The sequence below is a fragment of the Haladaptatus rarus genome (genome assembly GCF_054177585.1).
In genome coordinates this window covers 18,021-33,840 of the sequence record NZ_JBPEHG010000025.1, presented here as the reverse complement: position 1 = coordinate 33,840, position 15,820 = coordinate 18,021, and the positions used below count along the sequence as shown (strand labels likewise).

The window sequence follows — 15,820 nt, the reverse complement described above, 5'->3', positions numbered from 1 at the left end:
CCTATTGCATATCCTATAGGCATAAAACTGCGTCAGACATATGGCTAATCATATAATATAGTCTATTCTTATTCCTATAGCCTATAATATGGCTATTCCTATTGAATTCTCTATTTGGTGAACAGTGGTCTCCTCTCTCCATCTATCGTACTGTACTGCTTAGCAGACACTGGACTCGTTCACACCGAGTTGCGAAAGTTGGGCCACTACCACATCTGTCCAAGTGTCTAGCTTCTGCTGTAGCCACTCCGTGGTTTCTGCGAGAGGTTGAGCGATATGCAAATACTGGACCCCACCACTACTGACAGTGTGTGGATACCGAGTGACCAACTCCTGTTCATACAGCGGTTGCAGTTGCTTCCCGATCGTACTCTGATCACGGTCGAGAATTTCAGCGATTTCAGCGATTGTACTATGTGGATAATCAAGTACGGTCAGATATACACGGAATGATGCTTTATGGACTCCACAGACCGTGGCCATCATCTCCGTGAGTTCCAACTCGGATTTTTCATCCAGTAGTTGCTCGAATCTCGCTACACGTTCATCTGGGAGTACTGTCCCTTCTGTCAACTCACTACTTTCTGTCTTCATATATGAAGAGACTAGTGATTGACAATAGGTCTTTCTCACACACCGACCGAATCGTGCTTAAACACCGTTCCATTCCGATTTTGACGATACATAATTCGTACTCTTTATTGGAAGGCCACAGCAAATCGCAGGTGTGTCCCATGCCGACCGCGTTCAAGGACTCTTAGAACTCACCCGACCAGGGAATGCTATTGCAGCTGGAGTCTTGACGTTCATCGGCGCATTCGTTGCTCAAGGGACCGCTATCTTCAGTAATAGCGGGGCAGTTGGTGCAGCAATCATCACAACGATCCTTGCAACCGGTGCAGGAATGGCCATCAACGACTACTTCGACCGCAAAATCGACCGAATCAACGATCCTGAGCGACCGATCCCTCGTGGTGCAGTCGCCCCCAGAACAGTCCTCATCTTCAGCCTCGTTCTGTTTATTATTGCTGGAGCGCTTGCCTTCCTACTTCCATTGTTAGCGACATTGATTGCAGTTGGGAACCTTGTCGCCCTCGTCATGTATACGGAGTTTTTTAAGGGTTTGCCCGGCATCGGAAACCTGCTCGTGAGCTACCTTGGTGGGAGTACGTTTCTCTTCGGTGCGGCGGCTGTTGGCCAAGTAAATACGCCAGTCATCGTGTTATTCCTCTTAGCAGCGCTATCGACGTTTGCTCGAGAGCTAATCAAAGACATCGAAGATATTGAGGGTGATCGCGAAGAAGGCTTGAAAACACTGCCAATTACTATCGGATCTCGGCCTTCGTTATTGATCGCCATCGGGGTTTTACTCATCGCGGTGCTTGCAAGCCCTGTTCCGTACCTTCTTGGGATATTTGGAATCGCGTATCTCGTGTTAGTGACACCAGCGATTCTTGTGACTATTTATGCTGGATACTTGAGCTTCGACGATCCGTCGGTAGGACAGTCAATCCTTAAATATGCAATGTACATCTCAGCTGTGGCATTTATCGGCGGACGAATTACCCTCCTAATGTGAGAGCGGTGGTCTCGGGTTCATCGTTGAGCTTACCGAAACAACTCAAATGTTGGTCTTGAACTAAAATGAAATAGGTATTTCTCATCGAGTTAAATTTCATAGATGGGATAGCAAATATCTAAAAGAAGTAAAGTGAACTCTTCCACAGAGATCTCTGTGAATTCCACTTGTCGCCAAGCCACAAACCCGCTCACAGGTGAAGAATTGGTTGTACGTGATGTAATCAATGAGACCGTGGATACTACGCGTTTTTCAGTACTACGTGCCCTCTGTTCGCTTGGAAACCCTACTACACGAACTGATATCACTACTCATGCCGAGATTTCTCGACAAGCCGTTTCGAATCATCTTGCGGTTCTTCGTGATCGGGGCTTTGTCCGAAACCATGAAACGGAAATCAAACCTACTGCTGGTGGTCTTCTTCTCTTGGACGTCATCGAAACATGCCTCCAAACAATTCCACTCCAAGAATTAGCGTTTCTGACCCGATCCGACCACCCGCTCAATATTCTCCAAGAGCTGAAAGATGAATCTTATCGACTCACAGATCTACACGCTGTAGTAGGCGATCCACCCTCACAACCCACGATCAGACGAGTCCTCAGTGATCTTATAGAGTTTGGATGGACGGAAGACCAGGGTGGTAAACAACAGATCACAACCGCCGGACAAGACGCTTTGAATGCATACCGAGAATTGTCGCTCGCAGTACAACAGCTAATTGAAAAGGCACCCTGGCTTCAGCGCCTTCCTCCGGAAGACGCCACTTTCCCTATCCATGCGCTCGTTGACGCCAAACTGATCGTCTCTAATCCTGCTAACCCTGGGTCAGTACTTTCAACGGTTTTCAACCTCTATGATCGGGATACCAGCCGATTTCGAGGGCTCTGTTCAATCTATCATCCGGTTCTATTCAGCGCATATCGGACAGCATACGAATTGCTCAACTTTAGCATTGATAGCGAAATCATCTTCGATTGGCCAACACTCGTGAAAATCGCTAATACGAGCAAGACTCACTATATACTCGATTCTTTGGACCTAAGTGACTATGACATATATGCACTTGATTATTCACACACGTTAGGTATCGGAATATATGATGATCGACGAGTCGCGATCGGAGCGTACAACGAATCCGGCAATGGTAACCACGTTGCAATGATTATCAGCTCCAATGAGAAGTTGGTTGATTGGGGAATTGATTTGTATGATTCTTACCGTGAACAATCTATCCATGCCGACAAAATAGATTTAAGTAAGTGATAGAGGCATTCATACGCTCCTTTACGGCAGATAAGCAATTCGGGGATCGTTCGTGAACGTGTTGGCGATATTTTCAGTGTCCTACACACTTTAACACCGTAAACGGCGGTGAAGATATTACCCTCCGCTGAGAAACGCCAAACACACCAGAGATCACTGCTCGAAGACTGTCGTTCAGGGATAACTCGTCACTCTACGAGACTTGAATCGTACCCGAATACGCACAGCTCTCGGGTCGGTAGCACCGGTGCGCAAATCAGCGAACGTACGTGAGTCCAAGCACTCGTTCGCAAGCGCACCGGCCATCTCTGGCACAGAACACACCCAAGCATCACGCTTAGATTATGTCCCAGAGTACCCAAAGCTTCGAAACCACGTCTTGTAAAGGTTCCCCGCTGCCGGACACGCAATGCCAACTAGATCAGTGGGTTGATACAACAGACAAGTGTAGTTCGAGCTCGTCCGACCAATCTGCCTCGCATTTTTCCGGCTTTCCAAAGTCGCTATCCTCGCTGACGACTGCCGACGAACTTGAGCAGCATCCGTACCGTGATCCAGATCGGCTGCGGACTGCCTACGAGCAAGCAGGAACAATCGCGAGCACGGCGGCCCACTTCGACGTCTCAGAAACGACAGCTCGCCTGTGGCTGATTCACCACGGAATCTATGATCCCGAAAGAGAGGGACTGTCATCTGTTGCGAACCGACTGGAAGACCTGTTACCCGAGGATCTCGGACTCTCTCCGTTGGGTGAACACCCATGAGCACGACGGATTTCGGAGGTAAGTGCTGATGTCAATCGGACTGTCGCCCGACGAAGTTGATGAGAACGCGGTATCAGACGACGACTTTGCCGCCGCGATGGGAATAGACGTACCAAAGCCGAACACATCGAACGCGGTCACGGCAGAGCAGGAGCCCCCAAGCCGGGAAACGATGTGGGCGGTAATCCAGCAGCAGGCCGAGCAGACCAAATCGCTTCAGCAACACATCGAGACGCTCGAGCAAGATCATAAGAAAGTCAAGGAAGAACTGGCCGACGCACACGATCGGGCCGACCGCGCCGAGGCCGTGGCCGACGCCGCGATTGCGCACATACGACAACAATGGACGTATTCCACAGACGCGCTCGAACCACGGGTAGACAACGTGACGACGCGCGTGTTCGAAAATCACGAACAACGGCTCCAGGATATCGAACACGACCGAGTGGACGTAAGCGACCTCATCAACTCGGATGTGACTCACGACCTCGAAATTCAACGGAAGACGGCCGCACGACTGACCGCTGAGCGGGAAGACGTCGACTCGCCTCTGTCGGGGAACAAGCATCGGATGACGTTCCTCTGGCGCGAGTTCATCGAATCAGCGCAGAAAACGAAAGGCGGGAAGCTGGAACTCAATTCGTCGGCGTGCCGTCGTCGATTGAAACACCGCGCCGGGATTCAGGATCCGAACACGAACACGGTGCAACGATCGATGAAAATGTTGGCGCGCCACACGCGGCGAGACGGTGGCGTGAGTGGGTCAGGCGAGTGGGACAACCAGGATAACCTCGTTCGGTTCGAACCCGGCGAGCGGGGTGGACAGGCTGCCCGCTTGGTTGCTGACGCGGAGGTGTTCCGTGAATTCGCTGCCGAACAGTCACAGGCTGTACTCGAACAGGGAGGTGCTGAGTAGCGATAATTACACTGTCGTAATTATCCCTCGAACGCGGGGCGTAATCTTGCCCCGAAGTGGTTCCGGAGTACTCCTCCACAGATGACAAGGGGGGCGCAAATTGCGCCCCCCTTCGATGCGGAACGAACAGTCGGCTACTGTGGGGTGTAATTACTCTCACTTTTCTCACCGCGCTTTCGAGGTGGAAAATGGTTGGAGAACAGGTCTGGCGTGATTACGGTTCACTTTTGGGCGTTAATTACGACAGTGTAATCTTCGTGTTGTTCGTCTTCCGTATGTACCATCGATGTTTCGTCGTGTCGTCGATGGGGACCACTCCGTTGCCTCGGTGGTTCGATCTCAACCCCGTTTGCCTCTCTTCTACCGTTGTAGAGCTCGTATTCCGTCTTCTGCCGACGATACTAACCCAGATTCCCAGTACAGAACCTTGTGAGTTCTCCACACGAAATGAGTCGCACGTGCGTCTGACTGAATTTCTTGTAGACGCCCTGTAATCGTCCGTGCATGAAACAGATCACACTCCGCGTACAGGAGGAGGTGAAAGAATCACTTGAGGACGAGGCGGCCGAGGACGGGCAAACGCTCTCCGAGTACATGCGGACGCTCATCGAACACAGAGATGAGGACACTGAAGACGCGGTCGAGTATGAGCAATTACAACAAGAACACGAGCGTCTACAGAGCGAACACAAGCGTCTACAGCAGGATCACGACCGCTTACAAACCGATCATGATCGCCTCAAACAAGAGTACGAGAGCCTCAAGCAGCAACATAGCACTCTTCAGGACGAACACAAGTCGGCTACTGAGACGCTCACAGACAAGCGTGTGGAGGCCGCGCGATTACAGGAAGCAAACGAGCGAATACAATCCGATCTAGATCGTGTGCGCAGCGAACGTGACAGTGCACAGGCACGCTACCAAGAGGCGAATACCAAGCTCAAGCTCCATAACTCAGAGAAAGACGGGTTCTTCTCGCGACTCAGCCAAGTTTTCTCCCGTGGCTAAGCAGTAGTTGAGACTGCCTGTCTCAATGCATATGGCCGACGTAGTTAGATACCACACTCAAACATCACTTCGCGCGTCCCTCCCTCAAATATCAGGGCTGGGACAGGCATAACCGTCCTGCACCCCTCACACTAGAGAGTTACCCATGGATATCTCCGAGATACTCTCACCGAAGTTCACCGAGTTCGACATCGGAACCCCTCTCTCGAAAGTCGCCGGGGCGTTCGAGAATCAGGAGCTCGATGCCGTCATCGTAACGGACGGCGACGAGTATCGCGGCATCGTGAGTCGCAGACAGCTGGCGTCCTCGTCCAACCAGCCGTCCGCGAAGGTCGGCTCACAGGTCCAGCACGTCCCGACGGTCGACCGCACCGAGGACGTCCGCGAGGTCGCGCGACTCATGATCGGGAGCGGCGCCAAAACGCTCCCCGTACTCCGCGATGACCGTGTCGTCGGTGTGGTGACTGGCGATGCCGTGCTCGAGGCTGTCCGTCCGTTTCTCGACGCAGCGACCGTCGACGACGCGTACACGGCGGAATTGGTCAGTGCGACCCCTGAAACCACGATCGGGAAAGCCCTCAATCTGCTTCGAGAGGCCGGAATCGCCCATCTCCCGGTCGTCGACGGGGACGACCTCGCGGGCATGCTGAGCCTGTACGACGTCATCGAGTTCACGACGCGGGGCGGCAGCAAGAGCCAGGGCGGGTCGTCGGGTGGCTTCGGTGGCCGCGGCGGTGGCGGACAGAATCGTGGCGGGTTCGGGGCGCGCGAGGGCGATGCCGACCGAATGCTCGATCTGCCGATACGGAACCTGATGTCCGACGCAGTCGCGACGGTCGAGCGGAGCGCACCGCTCAACGAGGTCGTCGCAACGATGTTCGAGCGGGAGATCTCCTCGCTCGTCGTCACGGCCGACGAAACCGGTGAGCCGGTCGGCATCATCACGAAGACGGACGTTCTCGAGGCGCTCACCTGGGAGCGCGACGACCGGAACGCCGTGCAGGTGTTCGGCCTCGAGCTGCTGGAGGGGATGGACTACGACGACGTCTCCACACTGATCGAGGACATGACCTCGAAGTACGGCGAGATGAGTGTGATCAAGGCCAGTATCGAACTGCAGGAGCACAAGGAACAATCGCGGGGGGTTCCACTGGTACTGGCGCGGATCCGACTGGTCACCGACCGCGGCTACTTCACGGCCGATGGGGAAGGGTACGGTGCCTCTCACGCGCTTCGACTCGCCGCGAACGCGGTCGAACGCCAACTCCTCAAGGGGAAGACCTACGGCGACTCGAAGAAGCATCCCGACACTGACGAGCAGGCACAGCTCTATGGCTGGTGGCTCGGCGGGTAATCGGATCGATATCGACGGACAGACGAGCACCCGTCTCCCGTTTGCCCACTCGCTCGTCACCGCTTGGTTCTTCATGTGCGATTTCAGCACGCCTTCGTCTGGGATTTCGCCAGTGGCGTCCCAGATGCGGTCGGCTGTCCATCGTGCGACGTTCCAAATCTTGGAGGCGGAGTCTCCGAGCGAGTCGAGGCCATCGCAGACCTGCCGGTGGTTCTGGATGGAACCAACGTAAGTCCGAGTGACCTGAATCGCCATACATAGCCTATGTAAGTAAGATTACTCAATGACTTGGATGGCACTGTCTAGTTAAGCTCCTCCTCAACAGGTGTTCGGTTGTCAAGCGATTGATGCGGTCGCTGATGGTTATAGTAATGCACAAACTGTTCAAGCCACTGCTGGACGCTTGGCCGACTGCCCACCCATGACGTATGGAAGCGGTCGATCCGCTGTTTAAGCGTGTGAAACCACTTTTCGATCAGGTTTCGTTCTGTGTAGTCGAGCCGACCGCGCAACCCAATTCGAAAGAGGGCAGTCCGATAGCCGTAGCCATCAACGAGAAATACAGCGTCCGAGAGATCGTGTTTCTCGGCCAGTTGGCCGAGAAACGCAGCCGCTTGATCGGTCCCATGCCGATCAAACACTTTGACATCGAGCAGCAGTTTTGTTTCAGTGTCTATTGCAGCGTACACCCAAGACCACTCGCCATTAATTTTGACAGCGGTTTCGTCCACCGCGACCCGCGTCGGCGCTGCCGTCACCAGAACGCATAGCGTTCTGGTTGGCACACGAGAGCTTAGCTCTCGTGAACGACGGCGGGTCGGAGACGCTGTCAGATATTCGATGAATCCATTGAAAAATCGCTTGATGCGACCGTTTTACGCCGAGGAGCGTAAGAATCGCTTTTGTTTCCCTAAGCGAACAACCGGTCGCGTGAAGGCGGACGGCGAACGCCCGAACGGGCGTCGCCGTCCGCTCACGCTCCCAACATTCAAGCGTAGCCGTGTCTAAACTCTTTTTGAGCAGGTTTGAGAGGAGCATCAATCACTATCTCTTCGACCTGCTCGTCCTTATCTAGACAGTGCCACTTGGATTAGCGTGTAATATCCGGCCTGCAATCGTCGGTGAATTGTGTGGGAAGTGTCGGATTCACTCCCGCCCTGAAGGGCGGGATTCTCTCCTTGAAGAAAGATAGGAGTGTGAAATCAATTCACTGTCGCAAGTACCGGTGAACGTATCGGTAGGCTGTTCGCATGAGCCCATCCGCCTGATTCTCGCGGACGCAGGGCTCGACCCGACCCTCCAGTATAGCGGTTACGACTGCGTCAGCTGTAAGATACGGAATATCAACTTTGGTGAACGCACTGCCAACTTCGAACGGAAAGTGGGCATCGCTGCCGCCCACGATCGGCACTTCAAGCTTCTCTGCTAACTCCCTGACACGGTCTATATGCTCGGGGTGCTTCCCGTTTATTTCTACTGCGTCGAAATTCGCTTCGCTATTGCGGACACGACTCCGGCGAAATGGATGAGCGATAATCGCGGCGCAGTTTCGTTCGTGCGCCAGTGAAACGACTCCCTCCGGCGTGAATTCTCCGGGAGTTGTTCGAGACGGTGGATTTGGTCCGATGATCACCACATGACCCACGGTCGTCGAGACCTCGACACCCGGAATGAACTGCGTTCGGTTCACGATGGGGTCGAACTCGGTGTAATAACCATGACTAGTCAGAGCCACACCATCGAGATGTGCCCGTTGACTAGACAGCGCCAGCAACTGCGCGCCAATCGGATCGAACGCAGTCGGTCTTCCCCGGAATCCATGAAAGAATCGCGTGTGAGCGTGGAGATCTACTGTAAACATGCTATCTCTGATGAGTGGTCAATTTCTCGCAGTGTTATCGACCGATAACCACCTTCTCAGCCGGGATTGGGATCGTACGTCTCTCCGACTGCTACGGTAAGTGTTTGTGGGCGGACAGTAAGTGACAGGTCTCGCTCCCGAATAATCTCGCCGTCCAGACTGAATCTGGTCGCATCCGGATCGTCGATCGTAATCTCCAGTGATGGGGTCTTGAACCGTTTTATCGACGCTGAATCGCGCCCGAGCAACCGTTCGACGACAGTATCACTCATCAGATCCAGTGCAGAGACGTCTTCAATAACAACGACATCGAGAAGGCCATCCTCCATATTGGCCTGGCTGGTTCCACTGGTCGGATACCGGCGACCGTTTCCGACCAGTACACAGAGGGCATCACCGGCCCACGCGGTCGTCTCCTGGCCGGCGTCTCCGATGTCGACCGTGAGACGAAGCAATTCGAAGTCCGACACGGTTCGAAGGGTCGTGAGTACGTACGCCAATACGCCAAGTTGACGTTTCATTTCCGACGGTGTCTCGCTGCTCGACTCCGCAGTCAGGCCTGCGATACAGGAGTTTACAAAGAGGTGTTCGTTGGCGTAACCGAGATCGATTCGACGCCGGTCACCGTCCTCTAGAACGGCGAATGCAGTGTCGAGGTCGGGAATGCCGATCTGTTCCGCAAAGTTGTTGCCAGTCCCGAGCGGGAGTATGCCGAGTTCGACATCATCGAACGCTCCTGCCCGGTCGATTCCCTGGACAACCTCGTTTACGGTTCCATCACCGCCAGCAGCAACGACAGTGGAAAAACCCGCTTCGGCAGCCTCCGCTGCGAGCGTAACCGCGTCACCTGCTGTTTCGGTTTGTTCGAGAGTGTATCCGAGTTCATCCGCACGACGACGAACGGTCTTACCGTGGTCTCCGCTTCCACTTCCTGGGTTGTGGATTATGATCTTCTGAGGCATACTGGTGTCATACCGGTCTCGAAGCGAATACAGAGTCAGCACGTTCGGCTGTCAGTCCCTCTTCGTAGCCGTCTTGGGACACAGTAATAATTGGATGGGAACTATAATAAAGTATCGCTAGCATTCGGAGTGCCAGGCCCAGAAGAATGTGAGACGGCAATCCCTGGCCACGTGAAACATATCGCCGAAGAGACCGCCTCTACTATAGATGGATCAATCATTCCTTTCATACTGAATACGGCTAGCAAGAGGGCTGTGGCCCCGAATTCTGGAATGAGACTTTGACCTAATTGACTGGGTGAATTACTCTCACACAGATGGAGTCACTCGAATACTCAAAAACAAGATGAGGGTGAATCTGTTACGGGTTAAAATACTCAGGAGACGTAGGTAAGCAATGATAGCCTCATACGGCGTTCTGGATAGTGCCGTCTCACTCCAGGCGGTGCCGTTGCAGTTCGTGGGTAATTTCCTCGAGCTTGCAGTCCTCTTTTTGATACTCGCGGTCGTCGCAGAAGTGCTCGGTGCTCGAGGGGTCGCTGGACTCAGTATGAACATCGCAAAATGGCTCGTCATCATCTTCGTCATTCTCGCGATTGTCACGTTCATTCTGTAGACTCAGAATGATACCTGTCAAGTCAGTCCGAGGTAGCGGTCGATGGTAGATGTCATGGGGCACCTCGCATTCGGATTGCTGTTCGCGCTCCCGGCGTGGTTCGTCTGGAACGACAGGGCCAGCGTCGTGTTCGTCGCCTTCGCGGCAGTCGCCGCGCTCTTCCCCGACATCGACCTGTGGCTCGTGATGCTATTCCCCGGCGAGGTCCATCACCACGGGGTGACGCACACCGTTCTGTTCGTGACAGTTGCGGGTCTGGTCGGTGCAGCAGTCCTTGCGGCGCTGTTCACCGGTCGGATCGACGAGTGGATCGAGAGCGAGCGATTCGACAGGTCCCGCCTGTTCGTGTTCTCGTTCCTGGGATTCCTGGCCGGGGGCCTCAGTCACGTGTTCGCCGATATGCTCTCAGCGCCCGACATCTCGACGCCCATCGAACCGCTGTGGCCCTTCGTCGACGGGTCCTGGGGTATCGACCTCGTCTGGTACAACGCCAGCTGGATCAACGTCGGGTTTCTCACGGTGATGGTGATCGCACACGTTTCGATCGGGTATCTGACCACATCCCCCGACCACCGCCATCGGCTGCTCCCACTATGAGACCGCCACGAGACGAACAGACACGATACGGGCTCGAATCGTCGGGGAAGAGACGCCCTCGCCGGTCGTCCAGTCGCGCGAGCGGTCGAGCATCGGCGCGTGAGAACCGGCCGGGGACCCGTTCGTCCTCGATCCGCTACAGGGAACTCCCGTCCTCCCCGGGGAGCCAACGGACGGGAGCGGCTGGATCGTGACGATACCGGACCGGGGTGGTACGTTCTGGTGGCTGTACGTGTCCGTCCTCGCGGGGGCGGCGCTGTTTATCGCGCACACGTTCGTCGGCATGCTCGTTCTGGGCGTGTCCGGGTACTACGCTACCCGGCCAATCTCCAACCGCTTCGAGACGGTCACCGAATCGAAGCGGATGGCAGCCGGGCTGACGGCGCTAACGGTGCTCGTTCCGGTGCTGGTACTCGCGCTCTACGCCGGAATACGGATCCTCCCGCAGGTCCAGCAGCAGTTCGACGACAGCGTGTCCTCGATGCTCGTCTCCTGGGTTCTCGGTCCAGACGTCGAAGAGACGAGTCCGGCGGCGCTGCTTAGAAATCCGGCGTCGCTCGATCGACTGACTGACCTGCTGTCCGGGGACACCCTCCAGCAGGGACTACAGGTTCTCGACGTGATCTCCGGAACGATCCTCCTGCTATCCCTGGCCGTGACACTGTCGTACGCCCTGCTCGTATACGACGAGGCGCTCTCGAGCGCGTTCGCGAAGCTGGTCGGCGGTCAGGAAGAGACCGTGTTCGCGTATGCCCTCGCCGTGGACACCGACCTCGAGTCGATCTTCTTCGGGAACCTTCTATTCGTCCTCTTTATGTCCGTGGTAGCGACGACGGCGTACACGATCACGAACCTCGTTGCACCGGCCGAGATGCAGATCCCGATGGCGTTCACGCTGGGAGTGCTCACGGGACTCACCAGCCTCATCCCCATAGTCGTCAGCAAGGTAGTTTACATTCCGATCGTCGCGTACCTCGCCGTTCAAGCAGGAGGCCGGCAGTTCGTCTTCCTCGGCGCCCTCCTCGTCGTCTACTTCCTCGTGCTTGATATCCTCCCGCAGTCGGTCGTCTAGCCCTACATCTCCGGGCGAAAGCTGAACTCGATGCTCCTCCTCTTTGCCTACATCCTCGGCCCGATCCTGTTCGGGTGGTACGGCTTGTTCCTCCTGCCCATCGTGTTCGTCCTGATGCTGGAGGCGGTTCGGATCGTCCTCCCCGAACTCCTCCACGGCGACCCCATCGTGGCGGAGCCCTACCTCGCCGAGGGGACCGGTGCCGACGCGGAGGAGATGCAGCAAGACGATGCCGACACGGCTACGTCGGATACAGATGGACCGGGCACGACCCGGGGGTAACCCCGTATCCCAGGATCGCCGTCGTGATCGGGAATATCGAAGCCGGTCGGAGAGAACGAGCCTCCCGATCGGACCGGGTGTTCGATTCTCACGGAGGTCACGGACGGCGCCACCCATAACCACCGCGAACACGAACCACAGGTATGGCATACCAGACTACGGTCGGCTGGTCGCTTCTGTCGTCGGGCATCGTAACCATCATTCTCTGGCTGATTCCCGGAGACTCGGTCTGGTGGGGACTCGGTCTCCTCATCCTTGGACTCGTCGTGTTGTACATCCGCCGTAACGATGTCGAGGAGGCTCTCTCCGAATTTTCCGGGTGATGGTTCTGCTCCGTACAGCGATTCCCAGTAGCGACTCGCGACGGTCTGCCGAGAACCCCTGCGGGATCTTCCCCCGCATCCGTCCCTCGTCTATGCCGTGGACCCCGGAGTTCTAGGGGCCGAACCGACGCCTGAAGAATCCCGCAAGCGGAACGAAGTACCTGGAGCCACCGACGGCCACGATCAGTCCGCCGACCGTGTTGAACACCATGTCTGTGACGATGTCGTCGACACCATAGACGATCAGCGGTGCCTCGATACCGAGTACCTGCGCTACCTGTCCGGACGAGAACTCGAGTAGTTCCCAGACGACGGAGACAGCGAGGACGAACACGACGATGAACACGGGCCGGAAGCTCGCCGGGACGTGAAGTTCCTTCGAGTGCTGTTCAAACCCGCGGAAGGTCGCGTATCCCAGCCCGGCGACGACAGTCGCTGAGACTGTGTGCGTCACGCTGTCGAACCAGGAGAACCACGAGTACGGGCCAAGCGACCCGACGCTGTGGAGACCGATGGCGATGGTAATCCACAGGACCAGCGCGGGACTCATCGTGTAATCGTACTCCCGGCGGATCGCGGCCGGGATCAACGTAAGCGCCAGACCGAACGCCCCGTTGACTGCCATCCCCGGGCGTAGCGTGACTAGCCCGGCGAGGAAGACACCTGCTAGCACGAACTGCAGCAGTCGGGTCAGCAGGCGTTCTCTCCGCTCCGAGAGGCCGATAGACTCGGAGACTGTCATGATGCCTCCTCCGGGACGACTGGTCGGTGACGTGAACCGACGTGTTCGATACGGTCGAAGTACCACAGAAAGAGTTGACCCATCACGAGGCTGACAATCATAACGGTGGCGAGGTCCCACTGAAGTTCGGCCTGTGAGTGGATAAACGAGGTGCCGAACCACTGGTCCGAATAGTAGCCGGCGATCGTCCACCACGACTGGAAGGCGATAGTCGTCATAACGGCGAACAGCACTGCAAAGCGGCGACTCATTTCCACATCGGTGAACGAGTCGAGCTCGACGACAACCGCGAGCGCGACGGACGAGATGGCGACGTAGCCGGTGACCTCCGGGGCGACGCCGAACGTCCGCGCGGTCACTCCGACAGCGACGACCAACCCGAGTGGCCACGGGAGCATCACCCGCCAGTCCCGCCGTAGCACCGCCGGAACCACGAGGATTCCGGCAGCGACCAGTGCGAGCAAACCCCAGAGTAGCGGCGTCATAAGGAGGCTAACGGCGGCAATCAGGATCACGACACCGACGAAGACCCACCCAAGCGTTGCGTTCGTTGTCACGTTTCGTGCGAGCGAGTGTGTGATAGGCATTGGTAGGGGGGCCTTTTTATGTCCGACTAGTTCAGCGAAAAGATTCCACCCGACGCGGTCAGCCGCGCGACGGTGGTGAGCCGGAACATATAGGCGGTCAACACGAGGTAGGGCGCGATGGAGATCGTGAACGCCACCGCCACGAACGGTTGTAGCAGCGGGATGCCGAACATCAACCCGCTTGGGAGGACCTGCCCGTTGATCGCGATGATCATCGAGGCGTTGAACAGGATGGCAGGGAGCGCGACGATCAGCAGGGTCTGGGACAGCTTCGATACCTCCGTGGTATAATACAGCGTTTTGAAGTACTCCTTCCCGATGGCGAACAGTTCGAACGCATCGATCAGGTCCTCGAAGCGCTCGGGTGAGGTATCGCGGGAGGAAATAATCGTCCGGGATCCCTCGATGAGTGAGCCGTAGTCGAACCCGAGTCCCTTCCAGAGGATGGCGAATTCGGCGCCGGACGTCTCATCGACTGTCCCGAGCTGTTCGGCGGCATCCGAGACCAACCCCGAGTACTCGTCGATTTCGTCGACGAGTTCCTTATCGGCACCCTCCAACTCGTCCGCGAGCGCGACCGCGCGGGTGCTGATAATCCTGGACATGACCTTGAGAAACGACCCGGGGTCGGTCGGGTTCTCTCCGGGGACGGTCAATTCACTGAGGTCTCGGCGGAATTTTATCGTGCCCTGGACGCGGTCCGCTTGCTCGGTGAGGGAACTCATGTCGTGTGAGAGCACGATCGAATTGATCGAGACGACGATGGATACCAGCAGGATCATCCCGCTCAGGAAGGTGTTGAGGATCGTCTGGATAGTAGAGGTGTCCGTCAGCAGCGTCTGCATCTCGAAGGTCCACACCGTGGCGATACCCATGAAGGTCGCGAACACGAACGTAAGCAACGCTCCTGTCACTGCCAGCCGGTCCCCCTCGAGCAAGACCCATCGCTTCAGTGTGAATCCGCTGCTCCGACTCGGGACCGGAAACCAGCCTCGCCAACGGCTGAACCTCTTGTCGATACTCATGACACCGGCCTCTGAGCGCTACGGCTGGGAGGACCTACCCGTAATCGATAATTCATGCGATAAGGTACGGTCCACAGCCGCAAGACCTTGCGGGTATATACCAAGGATGGCTGCGTACGTGGTGGCGTCGCAGGTCACGCGCCGCACCTCCCGTTCACCCGGGGGTGTCGAAGGTCTACGGCCTGTCACGGAAGAGCGCGAGATGCCGGAGCGCCATCCGATTTTCGGTACCGCCGGCGAGCGCGCCCGACAGCACACCGAGCGTGCTGATGAAGGCCCCGACACGGACAAGGTCGACGAGCCCGACCGTGGGTTCCTCGAGGCTCGGCCAGTTCGTCATCAGGTTCGACGGAAAGACGGCGAACTCGATCAGGAGCATGATCGATCCGACGAGGATGAAGAGCCCCATCATCGCCACGACGAGGATGAAGAACACTGTCACGTTCACCAGTGCCATATGTTCGGTCAGATTTCTCCCACGGCTAAAGCCGTGGGCTTCCTCCTTGCATCTCTGTGAAGCGCGGCTTCATCGAGGAACTCGGACGGCCGTCGAGGAGCACGGTCGGTGAGCGAGTCCGGATCGGCACAATGGATCCGCCAAGCTGCGTCCGTGGCTGCCGCCAGCTCTTCGATACCGTCCCGGGCCATCCGCTCGGCGAACGACCGGAGCGGCTCGACATCCCCACCAGGCGAGTGCGCAACGAGAATCCCCACGTCGATCGGTGCCCCGGCCTCATCGTCACTCCGATCGTCCACAGTCGGCTGGTCGGGCTGATCCGCCTCATTGAACTGAGGTACCGCACCGCCTGAGGGGTTCCGGTCGACGTCGGAGGACTCGTGATTCATCGCCTGAGCATCGTCCATCA

18 protein-coding genes and 2 pseudogenes are annotated in these 15,820 nt (G+C 56.5%); 10 read left to right on the top strand and 10 right to left on the bottom strand.

Annotated features, from left to right (window positions below; genetic code table 11):
- Positions 1 to 159: 159 nt before the first annotated feature.
- Positions 160 to 483, bottom strand: coding sequence for a helix-turn-helix domain-containing protein (locus tag ACR3FE_RS25985; RefSeq protein ID WP_458210766.1), 324 nt, complete (start codon positions 481 to 483; stop codon positions 160 to 162).
- A gap of 244 nt (positions 484 to 727) precedes the next feature.
- On the opposite strand from ACR3FE_RS25985, the gene ACR3FE_RS25980 reads away from it, so the two are divergent.
- From ACR3FE_RS25980 to ACR3FE_RS25960, 5 genes are all read left to right on the top strand, one after another.
- Positions 728 to 1,579, top strand: a complete 852-nt coding sequence (locus ACR3FE_RS25980) for a geranylgeranylglycerol-phosphate geranylgeranyltransferase (protein ID WP_458210741.1) — start codon at positions 728 to 730, stop codon at positions 1,577 to 1,579.
- 156 nt (positions 1,580 to 1,735) lie between these two features.
- Positions 1,736 to 2,845, top strand: a complete 1,110-nt coding sequence (locus ACR3FE_RS25975) for a transcriptional regulator FilR1 domain-containing protein (protein ID WP_458210740.1) — start codon at positions 1,736 to 1,738, stop codon at positions 2,843 to 2,845.
- A gap of 792 nt (positions 2,846 to 3,637) precedes the next feature.
- Positions 3,638 to 4,525 (top strand): hypothetical protein, encoded by an 888-nt coding sequence (locus ACR3FE_RS25970; RefSeq protein WP_458210739.1) that lies wholly within the window; start codon positions 3,638 to 3,640, stop codon positions 4,523 to 4,525.
- Between the two features lie 504 nt (positions 4,526 to 5,029).
- On the top strand, positions 5,030 to 5,533 hold the full coding sequence (locus ACR3FE_RS25965; protein WP_458210738.1) for a hypothetical protein: 504 nt from the start codon (positions 5,030 to 5,032) through the stop codon (positions 5,531 to 5,533).
- Between the two features lie 145 nt (positions 5,534 to 5,678).
- Positions 5,679 to 6,887, top strand: a complete 1,209-nt coding sequence (locus ACR3FE_RS25960; RefSeq protein ID WP_458210737.1) for a CBS domain-containing protein — start codon at positions 5,679 to 5,681, stop codon at positions 6,885 to 6,887.
- A gap of 63 nt (positions 6,888 to 6,950) precedes the next feature.
- Here the strand turns inward: ACR3FE_RS25960 and ACR3FE_RS25955 are convergent.
- The 4 genes and pseudogenes from ACR3FE_RS25955 to ACR3FE_RS25940 all read right to left on the bottom strand — a co-directional run.
- Positions 6,951 to 7,142 (bottom strand): annotated as a pseudogene (locus ACR3FE_RS25955) (RNA-guided endonuclease TnpB family protein); the annotation flags it as partial.
- A 47-nt stretch (positions 7,143 to 7,189) separates the two neighbouring features.
- Positions 7,190 to 7,925: pseudogene (locus ACR3FE_RS25950) on the bottom strand (IS6 family transposase).
- 169 nt (positions 7,926 to 8,094) lie between these two features.
- Positions 8,095 to 8,748 carry a PHP domain-containing protein gene (locus ACR3FE_RS25945; protein ID WP_458210736.1) on the bottom strand — a complete coding sequence of 218 codons (654 nt, stop codon included), beginning with the start codon at positions 8,746 to 8,748 and terminating at the stop codon, positions 8,095 to 8,097.
- 56 nt (positions 8,749 to 8,804) lie between these two features.
- Complete coding sequence (locus tag ACR3FE_RS25940) at positions 8,805 to 9,710, bottom strand: diacylglycerol/lipid kinase family protein (protein WP_458210735.1); 906 nt, start codon at positions 9,708 to 9,710, stop codon at positions 8,805 to 8,807.
- Positions 9,711 to 10,107: 397 nt separating this feature from the next.
- Between ACR3FE_RS25940 and ACR3FE_RS25935 the strand changes: the two genes are divergently transcribed.
- The 5 genes from ACR3FE_RS25935 to ACR3FE_RS25915 all read left to right on the top strand — a co-directional run bounded on the left by ACR3FE_RS25935 (position 10,108) and on the right by ACR3FE_RS25915 (position 12,600).
- The gene (locus ACR3FE_RS25935; RefSeq protein ID WP_458210734.1) at positions 10,108 to 10,326 is read left to right on the top strand and encodes a DUF1328 domain-containing protein; all 219 of its coding nucleotides are present in this window, start codon (positions 10,108 to 10,110) and stop codon (positions 10,324 to 10,326) included.
- 42 nt (positions 10,327 to 10,368) lie between these two features.
- Entirely contained in the window at positions 10,369 to 10,923 is a 555-nt protein-coding gene (locus ACR3FE_RS25930; protein ID WP_458210733.1) for a metal-dependent hydrolase, read from the top strand.
- A 190-nt stretch (positions 10,924 to 11,113) separates the two neighbouring features.
- Positions 11,114 to 11,995, top strand: a complete 882-nt coding sequence (locus tag ACR3FE_RS25925) for an AI-2E family transporter (RefSeq protein ID WP_458210732.1) — start codon at positions 11,114 to 11,116, stop codon at positions 11,993 to 11,995.
- A gap of 30 nt (positions 11,996 to 12,025) precedes the next feature.
- A complete protein-coding gene (locus tag ACR3FE_RS25920) occupies positions 12,026 to 12,277 on the top strand; it encodes a hypothetical protein (protein ID WP_458210731.1) in 252 nt (83 codons plus the stop codon).
- Positions 12,278 to 12,420: 143 nt separating this feature from the next.
- Positions 12,421 to 12,600 (top strand): hypothetical protein, encoded by a 180-nt coding sequence (locus ACR3FE_RS25915; protein ID WP_458210767.1) that lies wholly within the window; start codon positions 12,421 to 12,423, stop codon positions 12,598 to 12,600.
- Positions 12,601 to 12,712: 112 nt separating this feature from the next.
- Here ACR3FE_RS25915 and ACR3FE_RS25910 read toward each other — a convergent pair whose 3' ends face one another.
- The 5 genes from ACR3FE_RS25910 to ACR3FE_RS25890 all read right to left on the bottom strand — a co-directional run bounded on the left by ACR3FE_RS25910 (position 12,713) and on the right by ACR3FE_RS25890 (position 15,818).
- The gene (locus ACR3FE_RS25910) at positions 12,713 to 13,342 is read right to left on the bottom strand and encodes a DUF2238 domain-containing protein (RefSeq protein ID WP_458210730.1); all 630 of its coding nucleotides are present in this window, start codon (positions 13,340 to 13,342) and stop codon (positions 12,713 to 12,715) included.
- The gene (locus tag ACR3FE_RS25905; protein ID WP_458210729.1) at positions 13,339 to 13,899 is read right to left on the bottom strand and encodes a hypothetical protein; all 561 of its coding nucleotides are present in this window, start codon (positions 13,897 to 13,899) and stop codon (positions 13,339 to 13,341) included. Before ACR3FE_RS25905 ends, ACR3FE_RS25910 begins: the two co-directional genes overlap by 4 nt.
- 56 nt (positions 13,900 to 13,955) lie before the next feature.
- Positions 13,956 to 14,954 carry a DUF7972 family membrane protein gene (locus tag ACR3FE_RS25900; RefSeq protein WP_472850197.1) on the bottom strand — a complete coding sequence of 333 codons (999 nt, stop codon included), beginning with the start codon at positions 14,952 to 14,954 and terminating at the stop codon, positions 13,956 to 13,958.
- A 175-nt stretch (positions 14,955 to 15,129) separates the two neighbouring features.
- On the bottom strand, positions 15,130 to 15,411 hold the full coding sequence (locus ACR3FE_RS25895; RefSeq protein ID WP_458210727.1) for a hypothetical protein: 282 nt from the start codon (positions 15,409 to 15,411) through the stop codon (positions 15,130 to 15,132).
- 8 nt (positions 15,412 to 15,419) lie between these two features.
- Positions 15,420 to 15,818, bottom strand: a complete 399-nt coding sequence (locus ACR3FE_RS25890; RefSeq protein WP_458210726.1) for a hypothetical protein — start codon at positions 15,816 to 15,818, stop codon at positions 15,420 to 15,422.
- Positions 15,819 to 15,820: the final 2 nt, after the last annotated feature.